At 68.2% G+C, this 26537-nt stretch carries 26 protein-coding genes; 22 read left to right on the forward strand and 4 right to left on the reverse strand.

Annotation, left to right across the window (positions count from 1 at the left end; translation table 11 throughout):
- Positions 1–93 precede the first annotated feature (93 nt).
- Together B0I28_RS00435 and B0I28_RS00440 are read right to left on the reverse strand one after the other, a co-directional pair.
- Positions 94–1725 carry an ABC transporter permease gene (locus B0I28_RS00435; RefSeq protein ID WP_106361863.1) on the reverse strand — a complete coding sequence of 544 codons (1632 nt, stop codon included), beginning with the start codon at positions 1723–1725 and terminating at the stop codon, positions 94–96.
- Positions 1722–2642: an ABC transporter ATP-binding protein gene (locus B0I28_RS00440; RefSeq protein ID WP_106361864.1), complete on the reverse strand. Its 921-nt coding sequence runs from the start codon at positions 2640–2642 to the stop codon at positions 1722–1724. Before B0I28_RS00440 ends, B0I28_RS00435 begins: the two co-directional genes overlap by 4 nt.
- A 92-nt stretch (positions 2643–2734) precedes the next feature.
- Here B0I28_RS00440 and B0I28_RS00445 point away from each other — a divergent pair, with 92 nt between their 5' ends.
- The 11 genes from B0I28_RS00445 (at position 2735) to B0I28_RS27025 (ending at position 17149) form a co-directional block, all read left to right on the forward strand.
- A complete protein-coding gene (locus tag B0I28_RS00445; protein WP_106361865.1) occupies positions 2735–3256 on the forward strand; it encodes a GbsR/MarR family transcriptional regulator in 522 nt (173 codons plus the stop codon).
- A gap of 58 nt (positions 3257–3314) precedes the next feature.
- Positions 3315–3596, forward strand: a complete 282-nt coding sequence (gene secE, locus B0I28_RS00450; protein ID WP_198667517.1) for a preprotein translocase subunit SecE — start codon at positions 3315–3317, stop codon at positions 3594–3596.
- A gap of 250 nt (positions 3597–3846) precedes the next feature.
- Complete coding sequence (gene nusG / locus B0I28_RS00455; protein ID WP_106361867.1) at positions 3847–4581, forward strand: transcription termination/antitermination protein NusG; 735 nt, start codon at positions 3847–3849, stop codon at positions 4579–4581.
- Positions 4582–4728: 147 nt separating this feature from the next.
- Positions 4729–5160 (forward strand): 50S ribosomal protein L11, encoded by a 432-nt coding sequence (rplK, locus tag B0I28_RS00460; RefSeq protein WP_106361868.1) that lies wholly within the window; start codon positions 4729–4731, stop codon positions 5158–5160.
- A gap of 93 nt (positions 5161–5253) precedes the next feature.
- Entirely contained in the window at positions 5254–5949 is a 696-nt protein-coding gene (gene rplA, locus B0I28_RS00465; RefSeq protein WP_106361869.1) for a 50S ribosomal protein L1, read from the forward strand.
- Between the two features lie 270 nt (positions 5950–6219).
- A complete protein-coding gene (gene rplJ / locus B0I28_RS00470; protein WP_106361870.1) occupies positions 6220–6756 on the forward strand; it encodes a 50S ribosomal protein L10 in 537 nt (178 codons plus the stop codon).
- Between the two features lie 39 nt (positions 6757–6795).
- Entirely contained in the window at positions 6796–7179 is a 384-nt protein-coding gene (rplL, locus tag B0I28_RS00475; RefSeq protein ID WP_106361871.1) for a 50S ribosomal protein L7/L12, read from the forward strand.
- A 193-nt stretch (positions 7180–7372) separates the two neighbouring features.
- On the forward strand, positions 7373–8662 hold the full coding sequence (locus B0I28_RS00480; RefSeq protein WP_146147921.1) for a hypothetical protein: 1290 nt from the start codon (positions 7373–7375) through the stop codon (positions 8660–8662).
- A gap of 796 nt (positions 8663–9458) precedes the next feature.
- Positions 9459–12890, forward strand: a complete 3432-nt coding sequence (gene rpoB / locus B0I28_RS00485; RefSeq protein WP_106361873.1) for a DNA-directed RNA polymerase subunit beta — start codon at positions 9459–9461, stop codon at positions 12888–12890.
- A gap of 91 nt (positions 12891–12981) precedes the next feature.
- Entirely contained in the window at positions 12982–16872 is a 3891-nt protein-coding gene (locus tag B0I28_RS00490) for a DNA-directed RNA polymerase subunit beta' (protein ID WP_106361874.1), read from the forward strand.
- A gap of 112 nt (positions 16873–16984) precedes the next feature.
- A complete protein-coding gene (locus B0I28_RS27025; RefSeq protein ID WP_181245581.1) occupies positions 16985–17149 on the forward strand; it encodes a hypothetical protein in 165 nt (54 codons plus the stop codon).
- Here B0I28_RS27025 and B0I28_RS00495 read toward each other — a convergent pair.
- Positions 17139–17486 (reverse strand): type II toxin-antitoxin system PemK/MazF family toxin, encoded by a 348-nt coding sequence (locus tag B0I28_RS00495; RefSeq protein ID WP_106361875.1) that lies wholly within the window; start codon positions 17484–17486, stop codon positions 17139–17141. The genes B0I28_RS27025 and B0I28_RS00495 overlap by 11 nt on opposite strands.
- Positions 17473–17703, reverse strand: a complete 231-nt coding sequence (locus B0I28_RS00500; RefSeq protein WP_106362575.1) for a ribbon-helix-helix domain-containing protein — start codon at positions 17701–17703, stop codon at positions 17473–17475. Before B0I28_RS00500 ends, B0I28_RS00495 begins: the two co-directional genes overlap by 14 nt.
- A 114-nt stretch (positions 17704–17817) precedes the next feature.
- Here B0I28_RS00500 and B0I28_RS00505 point away from each other — a divergent pair, with 114 nt between their 5' ends.
- The 11 genes from B0I28_RS00505 to rpsS all read left to right on the forward strand — a co-directional run bounded on the left by B0I28_RS00505 (position 17818) and on the right by rpsS (position 26522).
- The gene (locus B0I28_RS00505) at positions 17818–18156 is read left to right on the forward strand and encodes a hypothetical protein (protein ID WP_106361876.1); all 339 of its coding nucleotides are present in this window, start codon (positions 17818–17820) and stop codon (positions 18154–18156) included.
- Between the two features lie 608 nt (positions 18157–18764).
- Positions 18765–19136 carry a 30S ribosomal protein S12 gene (rpsL, locus tag B0I28_RS00510; protein WP_091053661.1) on the forward strand — a complete coding sequence of 124 codons (372 nt, stop codon included), beginning with the start codon at positions 18765–18767 and terminating at the stop codon, positions 19134–19136.
- Between the two features lie 3 nt (positions 19137–19139).
- Complete coding sequence (gene rpsG, locus B0I28_RS00515) at positions 19140–19610, forward strand: 30S ribosomal protein S7 (RefSeq protein ID WP_106361877.1); 471 nt, start codon at positions 19140–19142, stop codon at positions 19608–19610.
- 15 nt (positions 19611–19625) lie between these two features.
- Positions 19626–21731: an elongation factor G gene (fusA, locus tag B0I28_RS00520; RefSeq protein ID WP_281260893.1), complete on the forward strand. Its 2106-nt coding sequence runs from the start codon at positions 19626–19628 to the stop codon at positions 21729–21731.
- A gap of 126 nt (positions 21732–21857) precedes the next feature.
- Positions 21858–23051 (forward strand): elongation factor Tu, encoded by a 1194-nt coding sequence (gene tuf / locus B0I28_RS00525; protein WP_106361879.1) that lies wholly within the window; start codon positions 21858–21860, stop codon positions 23049–23051.
- Between the two features lie 390 nt (positions 23052–23441).
- Positions 23442–23750, forward strand: a complete 309-nt coding sequence (rpsJ, locus tag B0I28_RS00530; RefSeq protein ID WP_026922761.1) for a 30S ribosomal protein S10 — start codon at positions 23442–23444, stop codon at positions 23748–23750.
- 7 nt (positions 23751–23757) lie between these two features.
- On the forward strand, positions 23758–24405 hold the full coding sequence (gene rplC, locus B0I28_RS00535; protein ID WP_106361880.1) for a 50S ribosomal protein L3: 648 nt from the start codon (positions 23758–23760) through the stop codon (positions 24403–24405).
- 2 nt (positions 24406–24407) lie between these two features.
- A complete protein-coding gene (gene rplD / locus B0I28_RS00540) occupies positions 24408–25058 on the forward strand; it encodes a 50S ribosomal protein L4 (protein WP_106361881.1) in 651 nt (216 codons plus the stop codon).
- The gene (rplW, locus tag B0I28_RS00545) at positions 25055–25372 is read left to right on the forward strand and encodes a 50S ribosomal protein L23 (protein WP_245888830.1); all 318 of its coding nucleotides are present in this window, start codon (positions 25055–25057) and stop codon (positions 25370–25372) included. The genes rplD and rplW overlap by 4 nt, the downstream gene beginning before the upstream one ends.
- A gap of 22 nt (positions 25373–25394) precedes the next feature.
- Entirely contained in the window at positions 25395–26237 is an 843-nt protein-coding gene (gene rplB, locus B0I28_RS00550) for a 50S ribosomal protein L2 (RefSeq protein WP_106361882.1), read from the forward strand.
- A gap of 3 nt (positions 26238–26240) precedes the next feature.
- Positions 26241–26522 carry a 30S ribosomal protein S19 gene (gene rpsS, locus B0I28_RS00555; protein ID WP_091053653.1) on the forward strand — a complete coding sequence of 94 codons (282 nt, stop codon included), beginning with the start codon at positions 26241–26243 and terminating at the stop codon, positions 26520–26522.
- Positions 26523–26537 lie beyond the last annotated feature (15 nt).

Genomic DNA, 26537 nt, shown 5'->3' on the forward strand with positions numbered 1-26537 from the left:
CAATCCCGGTCCCGGAGGGGCGCGCAAGGCGGCGCCGCCGGTCCGGGGTGTTTCGGACCGGCGGCGCCTGGTTTCCTTGAACCGGTTCTCGGGCTAGTTGAAGCTGAGGTTCCGGCGGCGCAGCCCCAGATGCCCGAAGGCCGCCAGTGCCGCGGCGATCACGGTGAGCACCACCAGGGCCGCCGCCGAGAAGTCCTCGGCCGGGTAGTTCCCCAGGTGGTCGAAGGGCGAGATCGCCATCGCCCACTCGGGGAGGTCGAGCAGCGCGCCGAAGTAGACGACCAGGAGCGTCCACGTCCACGCGAGCCACCGCAGCCAGCCCGCGCGGGGCAGCCATGCGAAGGCCGCGAACACGAACGCGATGAGCACCCAGATCGCCGGGAGCTGCACGAGCGTGCCGATCGCGATCTTCCCGAACAGGTCGCCGTCGCCGGAGGCGCCGCTCGCGGCGAGCCCGAGGCCGCCCACGAGGTTCGTGGCCGTCGCGGTGAACAGCGCGGCCGGGAGGTACGAGCCGGGCCAGCCGCCGCGGGTCACCGGTGCGGCGGCGACGAGCTCGCCGCGGCCGACGGTCTCCTCCTTGCGGCCGCGCCCCACGACGAGCACGCCGAACAGGGCCGCGACGATCGCGTTGATGGAGATGAACGTCGTGGCGAAGCTGGCCTTGAGGTCCGAGCCGCCCCGGTCGAGGATCTCCTTCTGCGCCGCCGAGAGCCCGTCGGCGAAGTCGTCGGCGCCGCCGAGGACCGAGCCGTACGCCATGCCGAGCAGCACCAGCGTGATGACGCCGGTCCAGATGAGGCCGCGGGTGAGCCGGAACGTCAGCGCGGTGGCGCTCTTGAGCCCCGGCTTCGCCGTGGCGCGGCCGCGGCGGGCCGCCATCATGCCCTGCCCGAAGTCGCGGCGCGAGACCATCGCGAACGCCACCAGCACCGAGCCGACCGCGACGGCCAGCGACACCAGCAGCGGCCACCACCGCTCCTGGGGCGTGTACACGTAGGTGAGCTGCGACCAGCCGACCGGGGAGAGCCAGGTCGCCCAGTTCCCCTCGGCGTTCCCGGCGCCCGCGAACAGGACCGACGCGCCGAGCGCGGCGAGCCCGTACCCGGTCGACGTGGAGGCGTTCTCGCTGAGCTGCGCCGCGATGGCCGTGAGCCCCGCGAAGACGATCCCGACCGCGGTGTGCGCGGCGCCGAACAGGAGCGGGCTGGCCCCGTCGCCGCCGTCGAGGCCCGTGGCGGCGAGCGCCAGCAGCCCGCCGAGGACGACCGCCGCGCCGACGCTGACGAGCAGCGCGGAGGCGAGGTCGGCCCGGCGGCCGATCGGCAGCGACCTGATGACCTCCGACCGGGAGGTCTCCTCGTCGGCGCGGGTGAGGCGGGTGACGAGGAGGACGAACATGACGGCGGTCATCGCGCAGGTCCACAGGAGCATCCGGTGGGAGAACAGCGCGCCGACGCTCTCGGCGTACGCGTGGACGTACTCCACGGGCCCGCTCATCGAGAGCATCGCGGGGGAGCTCATCGTGGCCGCGAAGCCCGCCCGCTCGGCCTCGGTCTGGTACTGCTCGGTGATGACGGGCACGACCATCCAGGTGAACCCGGCGATGCCCGCGATCCACCAGAACAGGAAGAGGCGGGACCGGCGGAGCTGGAACCGGAGGATCTTGCCGGTCCCGGCGAGCGTGCCGAGGCCGTTCTCGATCTCCGCTGCTGCGGCGGTCATTTCCCGTTCCCCTCGTGGACGCCCGACGCGGCGAGCTCGTCGCCGTAGAAGCGCATGAAGATCTGCTCCAGCGACGGCGGCTCGCAGGTGAGCCCGGCGACGCCCGCGACGGCGAGCTGCGCGAGCACGTCGTCCAGGGCGGACGCGTCGACGGTGCAGTCGATGTCGAGGCCGTCGGCGACCAGGTCGTGGACGCCCTCGTGGTCCTCCAGGCCCCGCACGGGGTTCTTCAGGGTGGCGCGCAGCCGCGAGCGCGACAGGTGCCGCATCTCGGCGAGCGAGCCGGTCTCGACGATGACGCCCTTGCGGATGATGCTCACCCGCTCGCACAGCGCCTCGACCTCGCTCATGATGTGGCTGGAGAGGAGCACGGTGCGGCCCTGGGCGGCGGCCTCCTTGACGCACTCGTTGAAGACCGCGCCCATGAGCGGGTCGAGGCCGGAGGTGGGCTCGTCGAGCAGGAGCAGGTCGACGTCGGCGGCGAACGCGGCGACGAGGGCGACCTTCTGCCGGTTGCCCTTGGAGTAGGAGCGGCCCTTCTTGCGCGGGTCGAGGTCGAAGCGCTCCAGCAGCTCGTCGCGCTTGCCCTTGTCGACCCCGCCGCGCAGGCGCCCGAGCAGGTCGATGGTCTCCCCGCCGGTGAGGCCGGGCCACAGGGCGACGTCGCCGGGCACGTAGGCGAGGCGCCGGTGGAGCTCGGCGGCGTCCTTCCAGGGGTCGGCGCCGAACAGTTCGGCGCGCCCCTCGTCGGAGCGGAGCATCCCGAGCAGGACGCGGATGGTGGTGGACTTGCCGGCACCGTTGGGGCCCAGGAATCCGTGGGTCTCGCCTTGGGCGACTTCGAGGTTGAGATGGTCGAGCGCGGTCACGTGACCGAAGCGCTTGACCAGGTTCTCAGTGCGGATCACTGCGTTCATGCGCTCAAGCTATCATAGTTTTCACAAATTTGTGAAACATATAGAGCGTCAAGATATCATCAACACGCATCAGGACGCGGCGAAGGAGAGTCATGGAAGAGCACAGCGATGAGCGCAAGGCCATGCTCGACTACGTTGAGCAGTTCTCCGCGATCCTGATCAGCAGCGGGATGCAGCGCATGGCCGCCCGCGTCTTCACGTACATCCTCGTCGACGACGAGGAGACCTACACCGCCGCCGAGATCGCCGAGGGCCTGAGCATCAGCCTCGCCGCCGTCTCCGGCGCCGTGCGCGAGCTCCTGGCCGCCGGCCTCGTCTTCAAGACCCGGCGCCCCTCCACCCGCGCCGACGTCTACCGCCTCAACGACGACGACATCTGGGGCGGCATCATGCTCGACCGCTCCGGCTTCCTCGACCGCTACCGCGACACCGCGGTCATCGGCATCGAGACCCTCCCCGCGGGGCCCGGCCGTGAACGCCTCGTCCAGACGGCCGCGTTCATGGAGTTCATCAAGGAGGAGATGCGGCTCATGCACGAGCACTGGCGCGAGCGCAAGCTGGAGATCAGCGCCGCTTACGAAGCGCGACGCCGCGGCGTAGACCCTTCCAGTTAGTCCGGTATGCTGCAAGCCTGACCGCCCCGATCAGAGACGAACCCTGGAGGAAGCCGACGTGGCCGACGACACCAGCCGCTCCGATGCGACCGCCGACAAGGGTCGTCCCACCCGCAAGCAGGGCGAGAAGACCGCCGAGCGCAACCCCTTCAAGAAGCTCGGCCGGTTCCTGCGCGAGGTGGTCGAGCAGCTCCGCAAGGTCGTCTACCCGACCCGCCGCCAGCTCATCACCTACTCGATCGTGGTGCTCGTCTTCGTCGGCATCATGATGGCCTACATCGGCGGCCTCGACCTGCTCTTCGGCGACCTCGTCCGCCGGGCCTTCGGCGCCGACTCCTAGCTTCGCCCGCCCCGTCCGGGGCGACCGGTTCGCGTGACCTGCGCCGTTTCGACGGTGCCTGAGTCGCGCCGCGCCGCGGAGCGGCTACCCTAGTGGGTATGACGCGCGCCGGTTCCGCCGGCGCGCGACTTCACAGGCGGCCCAAACGGCCGGGCCGCAGCATGGCGCGGCGCCGCCGCATCCGAGAAACCGAAGCACAGTCGCAGTGTCCCGCCGTCCGCGGGGCACCCAGCCGGAATGAGAGTCAAGCGTGTCTGAGTTCGACGAGGCCTTGAAGGAAGAAGCCGCGGCGCAGGCCGCTGCTGCGCAGGTCGCGGACGTCGACGACGAGCCGGAGACCGACCTGGACGAGGGCGCCGAGCCCGCCGAGCCCGAGGTCGACCCGGCCGAGGCGCTGCGCGCGAAGCTGCGCTTCGCCCCCGGCGAGTGGTACGTGCTGCACTCCTACGCCGGCTTCGAGAACCGCGTGCGCTCGAACCTGGAGAACCGCATCCAGTCCTTCGACATGGAGGACTACATCTACCAGATCGAGGTCCCCACCCACACCGAGGTGGAGATCAAGAACGGCAAGCGCTCCAAGGTGGAGGCCAAGGTCTTCCCCTCGTACGTGCTCGTCCGCATGGAGATGACCCCCGAGTCCTACTCCGTCGTGCGCAACACGCCCGGTGTGACCGGCTTCGTGGGCGTCGTCGACCGCACCGACCGGCCCAGCCCGCTGCCGCTCGACGAGGTCATCCAGTGGCTGCTCCCGCCCGAGCAGAAGCCGAAGGACGAGTCCGCCGCCGAGTCCGCCTCGACCGACCCGGACATCAAGGTCGACTTCGCCGAGGGCGAGTCCGTCACCGTCGTCGACGGCGCGTTCGCCTCGATGCCCGCCACGATCGCCGAGATCAACGCCGAGCAGCAGAAGCTCAAGGTCCTCGTGTCGATCTTCGGCCGCGAGACCCCGGTCGAGCTCAACTTCAACCAGGTCTCGAAGCTGTAGCACGAGCTACAGCTCACACACCTCCGCTCCGGGGCCCCGCCTTCCGGCAGGTACCCTGGAACGGTTGCGCGGCAGCCGAGCGCTGCCGTGCGCACGCAAGCGGCGCGGGGGAACGGCCCCGCGTCATCCCAGGAAGAGAAGGACACGATGGCTCCCAACAAGAAGGCCGTTGTGACGTTCAAGCTGGAGCTCCAGGGTGGTCAGGCCACTCCGGCTCCGCCGGTGGGCCCCGCCCTCGGTCAGCACGGCGTCAACATCATGGAGTTCTGCAAGGCCTACAACGCGGCCACCGAATCCCAGCGCGGCGAAGTCCTCCCCGCTGAGATCACGGTGTACGAGGACCGTTCGTTCACGTTCGTCCTCAAGACCCCGCCGGCCGCCAAGCTCCTGCTCAAGGCCGCAGGCGTCCCCAAGGGCTCGGGCGAGCCGCACCGCGTCAAGGTCGGCAAGGTGACCTCGGCCCAGGTGCGCGAGATCGCGGAGAAGAAGCTCCCCGACCTCAACGCCAACGACCTCGACGCCGCCTCGCTCATCGTCGCCGGCACCGCCCGCTCCATGGGCATCACCGTCGAGGGCTAGCACCGGCTGAACGCCACCCCGCCGGCACCGCCGGCGGCGAACCCAGTGGAAGGGCTCGCGCCAGCCCCCACCACGACATCCGAAGGATGGAACATGAAGCGCAGCAAGAAGTACCAAGACCTCCTCAAGAAGGTCGACCGGACGCAGTTCTACGCCCCGGTCGAGGCCACCGGCCTCGCCAAGGAGACCTCGCCGACGAAGTTCGACGCCACGGTCGAAGTCGCCCTGCGCCTGGGCGTCGACCCGCGCCAGGCCGACCAGCTCGTCCGCGGCACCGTCTCCCTGCCGCACGGCACCGGCAAGACCGTCCGCGTCATCGTCTTCGCCGAGGGCGACAAGGCCGAGGCCGCCGTCGCCGCGGGCGCCGACGAGGTCGGCTCCGACGAGCTCGTCAAGCGGATCTCCGAGGGCTGGCTCGAATTCGACGCCGCCGTCGCCACTCCCGACCAGATGGCCAAGATCGGCCGGATCGCGCGGATCCTGGGCCCGCGCGGCCTCATGCCGAACCCGAAGACCGGCACCGTCACGCCGGACGTCGCCAAGGCCGTCTCCGAGATCAAGGCCGGCAAGATCGCGTTCCGCGTCGACAAGCACGCGAACCTGCACCTGCCGATCGGCAAGACCAGCTTCACCGCCGAGCAGCTCGCGGAGAACTACAACGCGGCCCTCGAAGAGGTCCAGCGGCTGAAGCCCGCCAGCTCCAAGGGCGTCTACATCAAGAAGTCCACGATCTCCACCACCATGGGCCCGGGCATCCCGGTCGACCCGCAGGCGGTCAAGATCAAGTAGCGCCACCCAGTGTGACGTAGCCCCGGTGCAGGCCTCCTGCGCCGGGGTTTCGCACGTCAGGGGTGTACCGTGGCGGAGAACAACCCATAGACCGTTCGGTCACCGCCTCGTGCGGTTGTAAACCCTCCGGGGACCGACGCAGGGCGACTACTCGAAGCGACCATGGTGCGGGCTCCGGCCCGAAGGTCCCAGTGATGAGGCGTCCGCGAGGGCGCCTTTTTTGTCGCCTCCGCACGGTTGTGGATTGACCAGCCGAGAAAGGAGGGAAACATGGCTGACAGGGAATATCCGGCGGGCAAGACGACCGCCATCGCCGAACTCGCCGACGAGTTCTCCAGCGCGACCGCCACGGTGCTCACCGAGTACCGCGGGCTGACCGTTGCCGAACTGCGCGAGCTCCGGCGTTCCCTCGGCGAGGGGACGCAGTACCGCGTCGCCAAGAACACCCTCGCCAAGCGCGCCGCCAACCAGGTCGGTGTCACCGGCCTGGACGACCTGTTCGTCGGCCCCACCGCGATCACCTTCATCCAGGGTGACCCGGTCGAGGCCGCGAAGGGGCTCCGCGCGTTCGCGAAGTCGCACGAGGCCTTGGTGATCAAGGGCGGGTACATGGAGGGCAAGCCCCTCTCCGTCGACGAGATCAACAAACTCGCCGACCTCGAATCCCGCGAGGTGCTGCTGGCGAAGCTCGCCGGCGCGCTCAAGGCCACCGCGCAGAAGACCGCCTCCGTGCTCGCCGCCCCCGCAGGGCAGGTGGCGCGACTTGGCGCTGCGCTCCAGGACAAGAAAGCGGCCGCCGGGGAGTAATCCCCAGCAGGTCCGAGACTTTACAGAAAGGAACACACCATGGCTAAGCTGTCCACCGACGAGCTGCTGGAGCAGTTCGAGGGCATGACCCTTCTCGAGGTTTCCGACTTCGTGAAGGCGTTCGAGGAGAAGTTCGACGTCACCGCCGCCGCCCCCGTCGCCGTCGCCGCCGTCGCCGGCGCTGCGGGTGGCGAGGAAGCCGCCGTCGAGAAGGACACCTTCGACGTCGTCCTCGAATCCGCGGGCGAGTCCAAGATCAAGGTCATCAAGGAAGTCCGCGGCCTGACCGGCCTCGGCCTCAAGGAGGCCAAGGAGCTCGTCGAGAGCGCCCCCAAGGCCGTCCTCGAAGGCGCCAAGAAGGACGACGCGGACAAGGCCAAGGAGGCCCTTGAGGGCGCCGGCGCCACCGTGTCGCTCAAGTAACACGCACTTCGGCTAGACGCCAGGGGCCTCCCAGCCCTGGGTACGGAGACCGGGGCCGCACTGCATTCCGCAGTGCGGCCCCGGTTTCGTGCCACCTGAGAGATTTTCAGAAGATTCCCCGAAGGCTTGCAACGAAATCCGGGCACCGCCTCGTCTTGCGGGTAGACACACCTGACATGCGAGGAGAACGACGATGCCCGGGACAAGAGGGGCCGCGGCCGCAGCAGCGGCGGCCGCCGTACTGGCGCTGACCGCCGGCTGCGGCATGCTCGGCCTCGGCGAGGACGCCGAGGAGTCCGATGCGGACCGCCTGGTCGAGATGCTCAACGAGAGCAACCGGGTCGACGCCGAGCTCTCGGCCGCCGAGTTCCGGATCGTCGAGCAGTGCCTGGAGGCCGAGGGGTACACCGTCCACGAGCCGTGGATGATGCAGTCCTACGAGCCCGAGGAGCAGGAGTCGCTCACCGACTACTACCCCCACGAGACCTTCCTCATCGACCCCGAGGAGGCCGCCGAGTACGGCTTCGGCCAGTGGGCGAACAGCCCCGACGGCTGGGAGGACCCGGCCGCCGAGGACTACTACGCCGCCGAAGAGGAGGAGTACGAGGACGAGGGCACCTGGGAGGAGCCCGACTCCACCGAGTGGGACGCCCTCTCCCCGGAGGACCAGTACGGCTGGTACGTGGCCTACCAGGGCCAGGAGTACGCCGAGTGGCAGTACGGCACCGCCCAGGACTACGCCGACATGATGAGCGGCGAGGGCGAGTGGGCCGAGGACGCCGTCGAGGAGCCCAGCTCGGACTCCACTGAGGAGGAGGACACCTCCGACGAGGCCGTCGAGGAGGAGGGCTCGATCGACTTCGAAGAGGACGACATGGGCCCCGAGCCCAAGCCCGGCGGCTGCCAGCTGGAGATGATCGAGGCCCTCTACGGCGAGCCCGAGCTCGTCGAGGAGACCTACGAGGGCGAGGGCGGCGCCGAGGAGTCCTACTCCTACTGGACCTACCGCCCCGAGAACCCCGCCTGGGCCGACGAGGCCCTGTGGGAGGACATCGAGGCCGACTACGCCGCGCAGATGGCCGACCTCCAGGACGAGCTCATCGACTGCATCACCGGCAAGGGCTACGAGGGCTGGGAGTTCGACCAGTACAACTCGCTCCCGGTCTACGAGTTCTTCAACACCCTCTACTACCAGAACGCCTCCGAAGAGGAGCAGGACATGATGCTCGGGGACACCGAGGCCGTCGTCCCGCCGCTCCCCGACGAGGCCGGGGACTCCTACGAGGACTGGAAGGCCTACGAGATCCAGACGGCCGTCGACTTCGCCGCCTGCGGCGAGGAGTCCGGTTACGCCGACGCCTCCGAGAAGGCCTACGAGGACGCCCACGTCACCGCCTACGCGGCGATCGAGCAGGACGTCTACGCCTGGCAGGAGGACATGAGGGACGCGATCAGCAAGGCCCAGGAGCTCCTGGACGCCTAGCGCCCTCTGCAACACAAGACCACTTCTCTATCGGGGAAGAAAAGGCCCGGGCTGCGCAGATGGGGCGCGGCCCGGGCCGCCCCGTCTCCGACTCCTGAACAGCGGCCGAGCCCGCGTCACCTTGTCGGCGTGGGCTCGTTGTACAAGTGCGGCGGCATCGCCGCAGGTGCCCGGGCGCGAGACGCCGCTTCTCGGCGGGGCCACGGCCTGTGCCGGACCCGGCCGCGGGCGACGCGCAGGCGCCCCGCGCCCGCACCTTCCGCGACACGCCCGGACCGGGCCCTCCGCGCGGCGCGCCCCGCCGCCCCGAGGGACGCATCGTGCCTGCTTCCGGCCCGCTCCTCGCGACCGGGCCCAAGCGGCGCATCCGGGCGAATTGGACGCCTGACTTGACGAAGTGTGACTTGATCCTGCAAACTAGTTCCTCAAGCGCCACTATGCGGCGCAGAGGCAGGACAGCACGACGGTCCCAGCGGGGACCGGCCCGGACCGGGAGGAACTTCGGCAGCAAGAGAGATGGTCGTCACCACTCACCCCGCCGCACGGTGGGGCAGTTGACAGTCTGCCGGAGTGTACGCTAGGGTAATAATTTGCGCTGCCTCCTTCACGCCTTCTTGACGCGGTGAGGGTCGCGGACGGTGGGGATTCCAGGCTTTCGACTCACGTTTGACGTCATGCCCAGCATGACCGCTCGTTTCGATGCCCGTATCCGGCTGTCCTCGTCGATCCCGCATCGATGCGGTGACTGTGGCATGCGCCGGCCGTCGTAACACTCAGGTCCTCGGAAGGACGAATCTTGGCAGCTTCCCGCACTGGCAAGACCAGCTCCAGCAAGAGCAAGCACGCTCCCCGCCGTATCTCGTTCGGCAGGATCGAAGAGAAACTCGAAGTCCCGAACCTTCTGGCGCTCCAGACCGACTCGTTCGACTGGCTCGTCGGCAACGAGACCTACCGCGCCCGCGTGGGCGAAGACGCAGTCAGCGGCCTCGACGAGATCCTTGAGGAGATCAGCCCGATCGAGGACTTCTCGGGCACCATGAGCCTGTCCTTCTCCAACCCTCGCTTCGACGAGGTCAAGGCCCCCATCGAGGAGTGCCGCGAGAAGGACCTCACCTACTGCGCGCCGCTGTTCGTCACGGCGGAGTTCATCAACCACACCACCGGCGAGATCAAGAGCCAGACGGTCTTCATGGGCGACTTCCCCATGATGACCCCGAAGGGCACGTTCATCGTCAACGGCACCGAGCGCGTGGTCGTCTCGCAGCTCGTCCGCTCGCCCGGCGTGTACTTCGACAAGCAGCCCGACAAGACCTCGGACCGCGACCTGACCAGCGCGAAGGTCATTCCCGGCCGCGGCGCGTGGCTCGAATTCGACGTCGACAAGCGCGAGACCGTCGGCGTGCGCGTCGACCGCAAGCGCCGCCAGGCCGTGACCGTGCTGCTCAAGGCGATCGGCTGGGACAACGACCGCATCCGCGAGCGCTTCGGCTGGTCCGAGCTCATGATGGCGACCCTGGAGAAGGACACCATCAACTCGCAGGACGAGGCCCTGCTCGACATCTACCGCAAGCTCCGCCCCGGCGAGCCGCCGACGAAGGACAACGCGCAGTCGCTGCTGGAGAACCTGTTCTTCAACAAGAAGCGCTACGACCTCGCCAAGGTCGGCCGGTACAAGGTCAACAAGAAGTTCGGCCTCGACCACCCGATCTCGACCGGCGTGCTCACCGAGGACGACCTCGCGTCGACGATCGAGTTCATGCTGCGCCTGCACTCGGCCGAGCCGGGCTACGCGCCCGACGACATCGACCACTTCGGCAACCGCCGCCTGCGCACCGTCGGCGAGCTCATCCAGAACCAGATCCGGGTGGGCCTCTCCCGCATGGAGCGCGTCGTGCGCGAGCGGATGACGACCCAGGACGTCGAGGCGATCACGCCGCAGACCCTGATCAACATCCGCCCCGTCGTGGCCGCGATCAAGGAGTTCTTCGGGACCTCGCAGCTGTCGCAGTTCATGGACCAGGTCAACCCGATCACGGGCCTGACCCACCGCCGCCGCCTCTCGGCGCTCGGCCCGGGCGGTCTGTCCCGCGACCGCGCCGCCATGGACGTGCGCGACGTGCACCCGTCGCACTACGGCCGCATGTGCCCGATCGAGACGCCGGAAGGCCCGAACATCGGCCTCATCGGCGCCATGTCGACGTTCGCCCGCGTCAACCCGTTCGGCTTCATCGAGACGCCGTACCGGAAGGTCGTGGACGGCAAGGTCACCGACGACATCGACTACCTCACGGCCGATGAGGAGGACCGCTTCACCATCGCGCAGGCGAACCAGCTCCTGAACGACGACGGCTCGTTCGTCGACACCCAGGTCCTGGCCCGCGGCCGCGGCGGCGAGGCCGAGCTGCTCACCGCCGACGAGATCGACTACATGGACGTCTCGCCGCGCCAGATGACCTCGGTCGCGACCGCGCTGGTGCCGTTCCTGGAGCACGACGACGCGAACCGCGCCCTCATGGGCGCGAACATGCAGCGCCAGGCCGTGCCGCTCATCAAGACCGACTCGCCGCTGGTGGGCACCGGCATGGAGTACCGCGCCGCGGTCGACGCCGGCGACGTCGTCGTCGCCGAGGCCGACGGCACCGTCGAGGACTCCAGCGCCGACTACATCACCATCGCGCAGGACAACGGCATGCGCCGCACCTACCTGCTGCACAAGTTCCGCCGCTCCAACGCGGGCTCGTGCATCAACCAGGTGCCCCTCGTCACCGAGGGCGAGCGCGTCGAGGCCGGCCAGCCGATCGCCGACGGTCCCTCGACCGACAAGGGCGAGATGGCGCTCGGCAAGAACCTGCTGGTCGCGTTCACCACCTGGGAGGGCCAGAACTTCGAGGACGCCATCGTGCTCTCCTCGCGCCTGGTCGAAGAGGACGTGCTCACCTCGATCCACATCGACGAGCACGAGGTCGACGCCCGCGACACGAAGCTCGGTCCGGAGGAGATCACCCGGGACATCCCGAACGTCGGCGAGGAGATGCTCTCCGACCTGGACGACCGCGGCATCATCCGCATCGGCGCCGAGGTCGAGGACGGCGACATCCTGGTCGGCAAGGTCACGCCCAAGGGCGAGACCGAGCTGACCCCGGAGGAGCGCCTGCTCCGCGCCATCTTCGGCGAGAAGGCCCGCGAGGTCCGCGACACGTCCCTGAAGGTCCCGCACGGCGAGGCCGGCACGGTCATCGGGGTGCGCACCTTCAGCCGCGAGGACGGCGACGAGCTGTCCCCGGGCGTGAACGAGCTGGTCCGCGTGTACATCGCGCAGAAGCGCAAGATCGGCGTGGGCGACAAGCTCGCCGGCCGCCACGGCAACAAGGGCGTCATCTCGAAGGTCGTGCCGCAGGAGGACATGCCGTTCCTCCCCGACGGGACCCCGATCGACATCCTGCTCAACCCGCTGGGCGTGCCCGGCCGAATGAACATCGGCCAGGTACTCGAAGTCCACCTGGGCTGGGCGGCCAAGACCGGCTGGAAGCTGGAGGGCTTCGACGAGGCCTGGCAGCAGGCCCTGAAGGCCATCGGCGCCGACGAGGCCCCGGCGGACTCCAAGGTCGGGACGCCGGTGTTCGACGGCGCCCACCCCGAGGAGGTCCAGGGCGTCCTGGCGAACACGCTGCCCAACCGCGACGGGATGCGCATGGTCGCCCCGACCGGCAAGGCGCAGCTGTTCGACGGCCGCTCCGGCGAGCCGTTCCCGGACCCGATCTCGGTCGGCTACATGTACATCCTGAAGCTGAACCACATGGTCGACGACAAGATCCACGCGCGTTCGACCGGTCCGTACTCGATGATCACCCAGCAGCCGCTCGGCGGCAAGGCCCAGTTCGGCGGCCAGCGCTTCGGTGAGATGGAGTGCTGGGCCATGCAGGCCTACGGCGCGGCGTACGCGCTCCAGGAGCTGCTGACGATCAAGTCCGACGACGTCGTGGGCCGCGTGAAGGTCTACGAGGCGATCGTCAAGGGCGAGAACGTCCCCGAACCGGGCATTCCCGAATCGTTCAAGGTGCTGCTCAAGGAGCTCCAGTCGCTCTGCCTCAACGTGGAGGTGCTGTCCGCCGACGGGCAGGCCATCCAGATGACCGAGAGCGACGACGAGGTCTTCCGCGCGGCAGAGGAGCTCGGGATCGACCTGTCCCATGAAGAGCCCTCAAGCGTGGACTTCGAGAGCGCCTGACGTCGAGCCGGGGGCGGCGCGCAGCCGCACCGCCCCCGCCTTACGTCTCATCCCATCCTTAACAAAGCAGCACAAGGGGAAGAAGAGTTCAGTGCTCGACGTCAACTTCTTCGACAAGTTGAAGATCGGCCTCGCCACCGCGGAGGACATCCGGCAGTGGTCTCACGGCGAGGTGAAGAAGCCCGAGACCATCAACTACCGGACCCTCAAGCCCGAGAAGGACGGTCTCTTCTGCGAGAAGATCTTCGGTCCGACCCGGGACTGGGAGTGCTACTGCGGCAAGTACAAGCGCATCCGCTTCAAGGGCATCATCTGCGAGCGCTGCGGCGTCGAGGTGACGCGCTCGAAGGTGCGCCGCGAGCGCATGGGCCACATCGAGCTCGCCGCGCCCGTGACGCACATCTGGTACTTCAAGGGCGTCCCCTCGCGACTGGGCTACCTGCTCGACCTGGCGCCGAAGGACCTTGAGAAGGTCATCTACTTCGCGGCCTACGTGATCACCGCCGTCGACGACGAGGCGCGCCAGCGCGACCTGCCGACGCTGGAGAACGAGATCGTCGCCGAGAAGCGCCACCTGGAGCAGCAGCGCGACGCCGCGATCGAGGAGCGCGCCTCGAAGCTTGAGGCCGACCTGGCCGAGCTGGAGGCCGAGGGCGCCCGCGCCGACGTCCGCCGCAAGGTCAAGGACGGCGGCGAGCGCGAGATGCGCCAGATCCGCGACAAGGCCCAGCGGGAGATCGACCGCCTCGACGAGGTCATGGACACGTTCCGCAAGCTCGACGTGCGCCAGCTCATCGGCGACGAGATGCTCTATCGCGAGCTCCAGCAGCGCTTCGGCGAGTACTACACGGGCGGGATGGGCGCCGAGTCCATCAAGAACCTGCTCGAGAACCTCGACCTGGACGCCGAGACCGTGAACCTGCGCGAGACCATCGCGACGGGCAAGGGGCAGAAGAAGCTCCGCGCGCTCAAGCGCCTGAAGGTCGTGGCCGCGTTCCAGGCCACCGGCAACTCGCCGCTGGGCATGGTCCTCGACTGCGTGCCGGTGATCCCGCCGGAGCTGCGCCCGATGGTGCAGCTCGACGGCGGCCGGTTCGCGACCTCGGACCTGAACGACCTGTACCGCCGCGTCATCAACCGCAACAACCGGCTCAAGCGCCTGATGGACCTCGGGGCCCCCGAGATCATCGTGGCGAACGAGAAGCGCATGCTCCAGGAGTCGGTGGACGCGCTGTTCGACAACGGCCGCCGCGGGCGTCCGGTGACGGGCCCTGGCAACCGTCCGCTCAAGTCGCTGTCCGACATGCTCAAGGGCAAGCAGGGCCGGTTCCGCCAGAACCTGCTCGGCAAGCGCGTCGACTACTCGGGCCGCTCGGTCATCGTGGTCGGGCCGCGCCTGAAGCTGCACCAGTGCGGCCTGCCGAAGCAGATGGCGCTGGAGCTGTTCAAGCCGTTCGTGATGAAGCGCCTGGTGGACCTGAACCACGCGCAGAACATCAAGTCGGCCAAGCGCATGGTCGAGCGCGCGCGCCCGGTCGTGTGGGACGTGCTCGAAGAGGTCATCTCCGAGCACCCGGTCCTGCTCAACCGCGCGCCCACGCTGCACCGCCTCGGCATCCAGGCCTTCGAGCCGCAGCTCGTCGAGGGCAAGGCCATCCAGCTGCACCCGCTGGTGTGCACCGCGTTCAACGCGGACTTCGACGGCGACCAGATGGCCGTGCACGTGCCGCTGTCCGCCGAGGCCCAGGCCGAGGCCCGCATCCTGATGCTGGCGTCGAACAACATCCTGAAGCCCTCCGACGGCAAGCCGGTGGCCCTGCCCACGCAGGACCAGATCATCGGCCTGTACTACCTGACCCACAAGTCCGAAGGGCGCGTGGGCGAGGGCCGGGCGTTCGCCGACGTCGGCGAGGCGCAGATGGCGAAGGACCGCGGGGAGCTCGACCTCCAGTCGCCGATCCGCATCCGCCTGGACGGCATCCAGCACATCAACAACGGCGGCGGCGCCGAGCCGTGGACGGCCCCCGAGGGCTGGACCCCGGGCGAGCCGCTGCTGGTGGAGACCACGCTGGGCCGGGTGTTCTTCAACGAGTGCCTGCCGCCGGACTTCGAGTACGTCAACTACGAAGTGCGCAAGGGCCAGCTGTCGAACATCATCCACGACCTGTCCGAGCACTACTCGAAGGTGCAGCTGGGCGCCTGCCTGGACGCGCTGAAGTCCGCGGGCTTCCGCTGGGCCGGCTGGTCCGGCGTGACCATCGGCATCGAGGACGTCGTGGAGCCGGCGCACAAGGCCGAGATCCTGGAGAAGTACGAGGCGGACTCGGCGAAGATCGACAAGCAGTATGTCCGCGGCCTCATGACGGCCGAGGAGCGGCGCGGCGAGCTCACCGAGATCTGGACCAAGGCCACGGCCGAGGTGCTCGAAGACCTCAACGAGACGCTCCAGCCGGAGAACCCGCTGTGGCAGATGATCAACTCGGGCGCGCGCGGCAACATGCTCCAGCTCCGCCAGATCGCCGGCATGCGCGGCCTGGTGGCGAACCCGAAGGGCGAGATCATCCCGCGTCCCATCAAGTCCTCGCTGCGCGAGGGCCTGACGGTGCTGGAGTACTTCATCTCGACCCACGGCTCCCGCAAGGGCCTCGCCGACACCGCGCTGCGGACCGCCGACTCGGGTTACCTGACCCGCCGTCTGGTGGACGTGTCGCAGGACGTCATCATCCGCGAGGACGACTGCGGGACCGACCGGGCGCTGGACTTCCAGTTCGCGACCGAGGTCGACGGGCGCCTGATCGAGTCCGACATCGTCGACTCCTCGATCGACGCGCGCAACCTCGCCGAGGACGTCGAGGTCGACGGCAAGGTGGTCCTGGAGCGGAACACCGCGCTGAACTCGGACCACATCGCGACGCTGCTCGCCGCGGGCGTGCAGAACGTCAAGGTCCGCTCGGTCCTGACCTGCGAGTCCCGCCAGGGCGTCTGCGCGGCCTGCTACGGCCGGTCGATGCCCACGGGCGAGAAGGTCGACCTGGGCGAGGCCGTCGGCATCATCGCGGCGCAGTCCATCGGCGAGCCGGGCACCCAGCTCACCATGCGTACGTTCCACACCGGTGGTGCGGCGACGTCGCAGGACATCACGCAGGGCCTGCCGCGTGTGCAGGAGGTCTTCGAGGCGCGCATCCCGAAGGGCAAGGCGCCGATCGCCGAGGCGAGCGGCACCGTGCGCATCGAGGACGCGGAGAAGTCGCGGAAGATCATCATCACGCCGGACGACGGCTCCGAGGAGATCGTGGTCGACAAGGTGCCGCGCCGTCTGCGCCTGCGCGTGGGCGAGGGCGAGCACGTCGAGGTCGGCGAGAAGCTCGTCGAGGGCACGATCGACCCGCACGAGCTGCTGCGCGTGCTCGGTCCGCGGAAGGTCCAGCGCCACCTGGTGGAACAGGTCCAGGACGTGTACCGCTCGCAGGGCGTGATGATCCACGACAAGCACATCGAGATCATCGTGCGCCAGATGCTCAAGCGGATCACGATCATCGACTCGGGCACCTCGGAGTTCCTGCCGGGCTCCCTGGTCGACCGGCTCTCCTTCGAGGAGGAGAACCGCAAGATCATCGCCAACGGCGGCGAGCCGGCCTCCGGCCGCCCGCAGCTGATGGGCATCACCAAGGCCTCCCTGGCGACGGAGTCGTGGCTGTCCGCGGCCTCGTTCCAGGAGACCACCCGGGTGCTCACCGAGGCCGCGATCTCCGGCAAGTCCGACTCGCTGGTCGGCCTGAAGGAGAACGTGATCCTCGGCAAGCTCATCCCGGCCGGTACCGGCATCGCCAAGTACCGCAACGTCTCCGTCGAGCCCACCGAGGAAGCCAAGGCCGCGGTCTACTCCCTCGGCGGCTACGAGGACACCACGGCGGCGGCCTTCGCCTACGGCGGCGGCCCGGCCGTGAGCCTCGAAGACTCGTACGACCTGGGGACCTTCTAGCAACACCCGCCGATTCCCGACGGCATGCAAGAAACCGGTGGGCCGGTGGCGCGAAGCGCCACCGGCCCACCGGCGTTTCTCGGGCGGAACGATCGTCGCGAGCATGTAGAACATGAGCATGGTGACGATCGAGATTCGCGATGTCCCTCAGGACACATATGACCTGCTCGTGGCAGGCGCGGCTGCCCGCGGGCTGACGCTACAGGAATATCTGCTGTCTCTGCTCGAAGAGGCAGCGGCCGACGGCGGCTACGGGGGAGTCGCCGTCACAGGTTGAGATGGACGCGAAGCGCGTCGTCTATCTGGGCCATGTATTCGGCGCTGACCGATCCGAGGCGGTTGTAGAACCGTTCGAGATCGACCGCCTTGACCTGTTCCGCTTGGACTTTCGAGTCGTGCTCAAGACCGGTCGAAGCTGCGGGTACTACTACCTGGAACGGGTAGATCCGCTTGGTGTTCGTGGTCATCGGCACGACCGCCAGGACACCGCGGCCGATCTGCTCCGCTCGGCGGTTGGCCCCGTCGTTGGTGACAAGCACCGCGGGGCGAGCCTTGTCGACTTCGGAGCCGCGGACAGGCTCGAAATCGACAAGGTAGATGTCACCTCTCCTCATCGGTCATCCCGTCGCCGGTGACCGAGTCCCACAGCTCCGCGTCCTCGCTTGCGTACCACTCATCCCAAGCGGCCTCGTACTGGTTGCCGAGCTCCGCTTCACGCAGCAGCGCGATGCTGTGCTGCATTGCGGCCGAGCGTGAGGGGATGCCGTGCTCGCGTGCGAAGTTGTCGAGGAACCGGATGTCGTCGTCTGGAATGCTCAGACTTACTTTCATACCTATGACCATACCTAAGATTCCTACCCCAGGGTGTAACTCACGGGAGGGAACTTCAAGGGCGTGTCGAGGGTGTGTCGCATCACGCGCGCCGTCGGCCCATAGGATGGGCCGATGGAGCCTGGGGTGCGGCATCCGGATGATCCGGAGCCGGTGGAGTCGACGAAGGTGGTGGCGGCCAGGATGCTGGCCGGGGTCGGGGCGGCGCTGTCGGTGTTCGTGGGCGGGGCGGTCCCGGCGGTGATCGCGCTCATGCTGGCCCGGCAGGCCGAGGCGGACATCCGGGCCTCCGAGGGGTTTCTGCTGGGGGCCTCGCGGCTACCCGGGATCAGGCGGACCGCGTGGACCGCACTGGGGATCGCGGGGGCCGTCGTCGTTGCGGCGCTGCTGGTCTGGGTGGTCGCGATGGCGCGTTCGGCGGGGTCCGACCCGTACGGGGGCGGGGTCGCCTGACCTCCCGGGGAAGCCCAGGTGAACAAGCACTCCCTGCGGGCTCCCCGCGCGGGGCGCGCGGGTCCCGCGAGATAAGATGGCTTCGGTGTGCTTACCGCGCCGCATGGACGAGACGATGCCCTTCTCCCCGGCCCCGTGACACTGGACACGGATGCCGCTCAGGGCGAAATCGGCTTTGACCTTGTTCGTTAGGCTAGGTAGGCTTCTCCCTTGCGCCTGGACACCGCTTTGAGCGGCATGGTGGCCCTGTCAACTCCGGCAGCTCGGTCCCCGTGAGAGCCAGGCCAGGTTGCGTGTCTGCAAGGCACTCGGGACTCCGGTCTCGCGGGCCGGCGCCATCGGCACGCATCCCTCGCACTGGGGGCTTCGTGAACACGGCTCGTTAGCCGGTCTCCGAGGAGATCGCTTCACGAACGCGTCTGAACTCGCATCGCGGCAGGCTTCGGTCTGCCGGGCGGCGGGTATGGGTCCGGAGAGACGCGACACGCCCGAACGCGGGGGACGGGAACCCACGCCGCTGAGCAGCACTTTCGCCTGCTCCGGCACGGGGGACAGATGGCGTCGGAACACGAATACGCAACCGTCAACTGTTGAGAGGGGTCCGCCTAGTGCCGACTATCCAGCAGCTGGTCCGCAAAGGCCGCCAGGCCAAGACCAGCAAGAACAAGACGCCCGCGCTGAAGGGCTCGCCGCAGGCCCGCGGCGTCTGCACGCGCGTGTACACGACCACGCCCAAGAAGCCGAACTCGGCCATGCGCAAGGTCGCCCGCGTGCGCCTCATGAACGGCACCGAGGTCACCGCCTACATCCCGGGCGTCGGCCACAACCTCCAGGAGCACTCCATCGTGCTGGTCCGCGGCGGCCGCGTCCGCGACCTCCCGGGTGTGCGCTACAAGATCATCCGCGGTGCGCTGGACACCCAGGGCGTCCGCGACCGCAAGCAGGCCCGCAGCCGCTACGGCGCGAAGAAGGAGAAGTAAGCCATGCCGCGTAAAGGTCCCGCGCCGCGCCGGCCGCTTACCGCCGACCCGGTCTACAACTCGGTGCTCGTCACCCAGCTCATCAACAAGGTCCTCAAGGACGGCAAGCGCCGCCTCGCCGAGCGCATCGTCTACGAGGCCCTGGAGAACTGCCGCCAGAAGGCCGACTCGGACCCCGTGGTCATCCTCAAGCGCGCCCTCGACAACGTGAAGCCGACCCTTGAGGTCCGCTCCCGCCGCGTCGGCGGCGCGACCTACCAGGTCCCGGTCGACGTCCGTCCGCAGCGCGCCACCACCCTGGGCCTCCGCTGGCTCGTGGGCTACGCCCGCGACCGCCGCGAGAAGAGCATGGTGGAGCGGCTGACGAACGAGATCCTCGACGCTTCGAACGGCCTCGGCGCCGCGGTCAAGAAGCGCGAGGACACGCACAAGATGGCCGATTCCAACAAGGCGTTCGCGCACTACCGCTGGTAGTGAGAAGGAGACATCGTGGCTAACAAGGCCAACGCGGAGCTCGCCAAGCTCCGGAACATCGGCATCATGGCCCACATCGATGCCGGTAAGACCACCACCACCGAGCGGATCCTGTACTACACGGGCGTCTCGCACAAGATCGGTGAGGTCCACGACGGCGCCGCCACGATGGACTGGATGGAGCAGGAGCAGGAGCGTGGTATCACCATCACCTCCGCCGCTACCAAGTGCGAGTGGGACGACCACGTCATCCAGATCATCGACACGCCCGGCCACGTCGACTTCACCGTCGAGGTGGAGCGTTCGCTGCGCGTGCTCGACTCCGCGATCGCCGTCTACGACGGCGTGGCCGGCGTGGAGCCGCAGACCGAGAACGTGTGGCGCCAGGCGAACAAGTACAACGTCCCGCGCATGTGCTTCGTCAACAAGCTCGACCGCACGGGTGCGAACTTCTTCCGCTGCGTCGAGATGATGCAGGACCGCCTCAACTCGAACACCGCGGTGATCCAGCTCCCGATCGGGAACGAGGCCGACTTCATCGGCGTCGTCGACCTGGTCGAGATGCACGCCAAGGTGTGGCGCGGCGAGACCGGCCTCGGTGAGCACTACGAGATCGAGGAGATCCCGGCGGACCTGGCCGACCAGGCCGAGGAGTACCGCGAGAAGCTCATGGAGACCCTCTCGGACGTCGACGACGAGTTCGCCGAGAAGTTCCTGGAGGGCGAGGAGATCTCGGTCGCCGAGGTCAAGGCCGCCATCCGCAAGGCCACGATCGCGAACCAGATCAACCCGGTCATCTGCGGCACCGCGTTCAAGAACAAGGGCGTCCAGCCCCTGCTCGACGCGGTCATCGACTACCTGCCGAGCCCGCTCGACATCCCGGCGATCCAGGGGACCCTCACCGACAACGAGACCCCGGCCGAGCGCCACGCGGACGTCGAGGAGCCCTTCGCGGGGCTGGCGTTCAAGATCCAGACCGACAAGCACCTCGGCCGCCTCACCTACGTCCGGATCTACTCCGGCACCGTGGAGTCGGGCACTCAGGTCATCAACTCGACCAAGAGCCGCAAGGAGCGCATCGGCAAGATCTACCAGATGCACGCCAACAAGCGCGAGGAGCGCTCGGAGGCGCAGGCCGGCGACATCATCGCGGTGCAGGGGCTCAAGGGCACCACCACCGGCGACACGCTGTCGGACTCGAACAAGCAGGTCATCCTGGAGTCGATGATCTTCCCGGAGCCGGTGATCGACGTGGCCATCGAGCCGAAGTCGAAGGCCGACCAGGACAAGCTGGGCACCGCGATCCAGCGCCTGGCCGAGGAGGACCCGACCTTCCGCGTCAAGACCGACGAGGAGACCGGGCAGACCGTGCTCTCGGGCATGGGCGAGCTGCACCTCGACATCATGGTCGACCGCATCAAGCGGGAGTTCAACGTCGAGGCGAACATCGGCAAGCCCCAGGTGGCCTACCGCGAGACGATCACGCAGCGGGTCGAGAAGGTCGAGTACCTGCACAAGAAGCAGACCGGCGGTTCCGGCCAGTTCGCGCGCGTGCTCGTCAACCTCGAACCGCTGGAGATGAAGTCGAACGAGGACACCGTCTTCGAGTTCGACGACCAGATCTCCGGCGGGCGCATCCCGCGCGAGTACATCCCGTCGGTCAAGGCCGGCGCGGAGGACGCGCTGCCCGACGGCGTGCTGGCGGGCTTCCCGCTGGTGGGCGTCAAGATGGAGCTCATCGACGGGCAGTACCACGAGGTCGACTCCTCGGAGATGGCCTTCAAGATCGCCGGCCGCATGGTGCTGAAGGAGGCCGCGAAGCGGGCTCGTCCGGTGCTGCTGGAGCCGGTCATGGCCGTCGAGGTCATCTGCCCCGAAGAGAACATGGGCGATGTCATCGGCGACATCAACTCCCGTCGCGGCATGGTCCAGGAGATGGGCGAGCGCGGCAACGACCGCACGGTCGTGGCCAAGGTGCCGCTCTCGGAGATGTTCGGCTACGTCGGCGACCTGCGGTCGAAGACGGCCGGGCGTGCGAACTACTCGATGCAGTTCGACACCTACGCCGAAGTCCCGGCGAACGTCGCCAAGGAGATCATCGCCAAGGCGACAGGCGAGTAAGCGGCTCCCCGCCCGAGCCTGGGCGGGACCGCTGACCACCTGTTGCCAGCAGAGGCGCTGACTTCCGAAGCGACGCAATAGGTCAGATAAGTCAAACCAGATTTACCCAGTCCACAGGAGGACGAAGTGGCTAAGGAAAAGTTCGAGCGGACCAAGCCGCACGTGAACATCGGCACGCTCGGTCACGTCGACCACGGCAAGACCACGCTCACGGCCGCGATCACCAAGGTCCTGCACGACAAGTTCCCGGACCTCAACCCGTACACGCCGTTCGACGAGATCGACAACGCTCCCGAGGAGCGCCAGCGCGGTATCACGATCTCGATCTCCCACGTCGAGTACCAGACCGAGGCGCGTCACTACGCGCACGTCGACTGCCCCGGTCACGCCGACTACATCAAGAACATGATCACCGGCGCGGCCCAGATGGACGGCGCGATCCTGGTCGTGTCCGCCGCTGACGGCCCCATGCCGCAGACCCGCGAGCACGTCCTGCTCGCCCGCCAGGTCGGCGTGCCTTACGTCGTCGTGGCGCTCAACAAGGCCGACATGGTCGACGACGAGGAGATCCTCGAACTCGTCGAGATGGAGGTCCGCGAGCTGCTGTCCGACCAGAACTTCCCGGGCGACGACGCCCCGGTCGTGCAGGTCTCGGCCCTGGGCGCCCTCGAAGGCGAGCAGAAGTGGGTCGACGCCGTCGCCGAGCTCATGCAGGCCGTCGACGACTCGGTCCCGGAGCCGGAGCGCGCCACCGACCAGCCGTTCCTCATGCCCATCGAGGACGTCTTCACGATCACCGGCCGCGGCACCGTGGTCACCGGTCGTGTCGAGCGCGGTGTGCTCCTCCCCAACGAGGAGGTCGAGATCGTCGGCATCCGCGAGGGCGCCATCACCACCAAGGTGACCGCCATCGAGATGTTCCGCAAGACCCTCGACGACGCGCGCGCCGGTGAGAACGTGGGCCTGCTGCTCCGCGGCACCAAGCGCGAAGAGGTCGAGCGCGGCATGGTCGTCGTCAAGCCTGGCACGACCACCCCGCACACCGACTTCGAGGCCGCGGTGTACATCCTGTCGAAGGACGAGGGCGGTCGCCACACCCCGTTCTTCAACAACTACCGTCCGCAGTTCTACTTCCGGACCACCGACGTGACCGGCGTCGTGACCCTCCCCGAGGGCACCGAGATGGTCATGCCGGGCGACAACACCGACATGAAGGTGGAGCTCATCCAGCCCATCGCCATGGACGAGGGTCTGCTCTTCGCGATCCGCGAGGGCGGCCGCACGGTCGGCTCCGGCCGCGTCACCAAGGTCCTCAAGTAAGACAAGTTCCGGGGCGGTCCGAGAGGGCCGCCCCGGTTCATTCGCGTCCGGGGCCTGTCGGGTTCTGACGGTCCGGACGCCGATATAGCTGCATCCGCGTAACCTGCCCCACTGTTCCCCGACCCCAGCTTGCTGGGCATTCGGGGGAGCAGGCATAATATTCAGGTTGCGTTCGCACCAGCGCGCTTTTGACGTGCGCGGTGCTCACGCCCGGCCCGCGGGCCCTAGTAGGCGCTGTTGCTGTGCTGAGAGGGACCGTTCACGACGGGCAGGCGGGCGAGCCAGAAAGACCAGCAGAGGGCATTCGCGTGCCCGAGCCAGTCTCAAACTCGCGACACGCCCGACCGCGTGGAGCGGTCTGAACAGCCAATTTACGTTAGGTTAGGACACATGGCGGGACAGAAGATCCGCATCAGGCTGAAGGCCTACGACCACGAGGTCGTGGACTCCTCGGCCCGCAAGATCGTGGAGACGGTCACCCGTACGGGTGCCGCTATCTCCGGGCCGGTGCCGCTGCCGACCGAGATCAACCGCTTCTGCGTGATCCGGTCGCCGCACAAGTACAAGGACTCGCGCGAGCACTTCGAGATGCGCACGCACAAGCGCCTCATCGACATCCTCGACCCGACCCCGAAGACGGTCGACTCGTTGATGCGCCTTGACCTCCCGGCCGGCGTCGACATCGAGATCAAGCTGTAGGGGACCAATGGACAGGCAGATCAAGGGAATCCTGGGCACCAAGCTCGGCATGACCCAGGTTTGGGACGAGAACGGCCGCGCCGTTCCCGTCACTGTGGTGCAGGCCGGCCCGAACGTGGTCACCCAGGTCCGCAAGCCCGACGTCGACGGCTACTCGGCCGTCCAGCTGGGCTTCGGCGACATCAAACTCAAGAACGTCACCAAGCCGCTCCAGGGCCACTTCGAGAAGGCCGGCGTCGCTCCGCGTCGCCACCTCGTCGAGCTGCGCACCTCGGACGCCGCCGACTACGAGCTCGGCCAGACCGTCGAGGCCACGGCCTTCGAGGCCGGCCAGATCGTCGACGTCACGGGCACCACCAAGGGCAAGGGCTTCGCCGGCGTCATGAAGCGCCACGGCTTCAAGGGCCTCGGCGCCTCGCACGGTGCGCACAAGGTCCACCGCGCCCCCGGTTCCATCGGCGGCTGCGCGACCCCGGGCCGCGTGTTCAAGGGCATGCGCATGGCCGGCCGCCACGGCGGCTCGCGCCACACCACGCAGAACCTGCGCGTCCAGGCGGTCGACGCCGAGCGCGGGCTCCTGCTCATCGTGGGTGCCGTGCCCGGCCCGAAGAACGGCCTGGTGCTCGTCCGCTCCGCAGTGAAGCAGGTGGCATAAGCATGAGCCTTGAAATCAACGTCAAGAACGCCTCTGGTGAGGAGACCGGGAAGACCATCGCGCTTCCGGCGTCGATCTTCGACGTCGAGCCGAACATCCCGCTCATGCACCAGGTCGTGACGGCCCAGCTCGCGGCCGCCCGCTCGGGCTCGGCGAAGACCAAGACCCGCGGCGAGGTCCGCGGCGGCGGCAAGAAGCCGTACCGCCAGAAGGGCACCGGCCGCGCGCGCCAGGGCTCGACCCGCGCCCCGCAGTTCGCGGGCGGCGGCGTCGTCCACGGCCCGCAGCCGCGCTCGTACGCCGAGCGGACCCCGAAGAAGATGAAGGCGGCCGCTCTGGCGGGCGCCCTCACCGACCGGGTGCGCGGCGAGAACGTGCACGTCATCGACTCGTTCATCGCGGACGAGACCCCGAAGACCAAGACGGCCAAGGCCGCCCTCGCGGCGATCACCGGCGCGTCGAAGGTCCTCGTGGTCCTCTCGCGCGACGAGGAGACCGCGGCCCAGAGCCTGCGCAACCTCCCCGAGGTGCACCTGCTCGACGCCGGCCAGGTCAACACCTACGACGTGCTCAACAACGAGGACATCGTGTTCAGCGAGGCCGCCATCGAGGCGTTCATCGCGGACCGGACCGACGAGGAGGTCGCGGCGTGAGCAGCGAAGTGACCGTCGCCGACCCGCGCGACATCATCATCAAGCCGGTCATCTCGGAGAAGACCTACACCCTCCTCGGCGAGGGCAAGTACACCTTCGAGGTCGACCCGCGCGCCAACAAGAGCCACATCAAGATCGCCATCAAGGAGATCTTCGACGTGGACGTCAAGAGCGTCAACACCCTGAACCGCTCGGGCAAGCGCAAGCGCACCCGGACCGGTTGGGGCCAGCGCAAGAGCGTCAAGCACGCGATCGTCACCGTCGAGGGCGACCCCGGTCGCCTGGGTGAGATCTTCGGCGGACAGATCGCCTAAGAGACGCAGGGAGTTAACCGATATGGCTATTCGCAAGTACAAGCCGACGACGCCCGGGCGTCGTGGCTCCAGCGTCTCCGATTTCGCCGAGATCACCCGTTCGACCCCCGAGAAGTCGCTGCTGCGCCCGATCTCCAAGACCGGCGGCCGCAACAACTCGGGCAAGATCTCGACGCGTCACCGCGGCGGCGGGCACAAGCGCCGCTACCGGGTGATCGACTTCCGCCGCCACGACAAGGACGGCATCCCCGCGAAGGTCGCGCACATCGAGTACGACCCGAACCGGACCGCGAACATCGCGCTGCTGCACTACGCGGACGGCGAGAAGCGCTACATCCTGGCCCCCAAGGGGATCAAGCAGGGTGACACCATCGAGAACGGCCCGGGCGCGGACATCAAGCCCGGCAACTCGCTGGAGCTGCGCCACATCCCGGTCGGTACGACGGTCCACGCGGTGGAGCTCAAGCCCGGCGGCGGCGCCGCTCTGGGCCGCTCCGCGGGCGCCTCGATCCAGCTCCTCGCCCGTGAAGGCAAGTACGCGCACCTGCGCATGCCGTCCGGCGAGATCCGCCTGGTCCAGGTCACCTGCCGCGCCTCCGTCGGCGAGGTCGGCAACGCCGAGCAGGGCAACATCAACTGGGGCAAGGCCGGCCGCATGCGCTGGAAGGGCTGGCGCCCGACCGTCCGCGGTGTCGTCATGAACCCGGTCGACCACCCGCACGGTGGTGGCGAGGGCCGCACGTCCGGTGGCCGCCACCCGGTGAACCCGCAGGGCAAGCCCGAGGGTCGCACCCGGAAGAAGAACCACCCGACCGACCGGCTCATCGTGCGCCGTCGCCACGCCAACCGGAAGCGGGGTAAGTAAGCCATGGCTCGCAGCCTCAAGAAGGGCCCGTTCGTCGACGACCACCTGCAGAAGAAGGTGGACGTCGCCGTCGAGACCAAGAGCAAGAACGTCATCAAGACCTGGTCGCGCCGTTCGACGATCACCCCGGACTTCATCGGGCTGACCTTCGGCGTCCACGACGGTCGCAAGCACGTTCCGGTCTACGTCACGGAGAACATGGTCGGGCACAAGCTCGGCGAGTTCGCCCCGACCCGCACGTTCCGCGGGCACGAGAAGGACGACCGGAAGAGCCGTCGCCGCTAGGCCACGGGTTTGAGA

Source organism: Glycomyces artemisiae (assembly GCF_003002955.1).
Lineage (GTDB): Bacteria > Actinomycetota > Actinomycetes > Mycobacteriales > Micromonosporaceae > Glycomyces > Glycomyces artemisiae.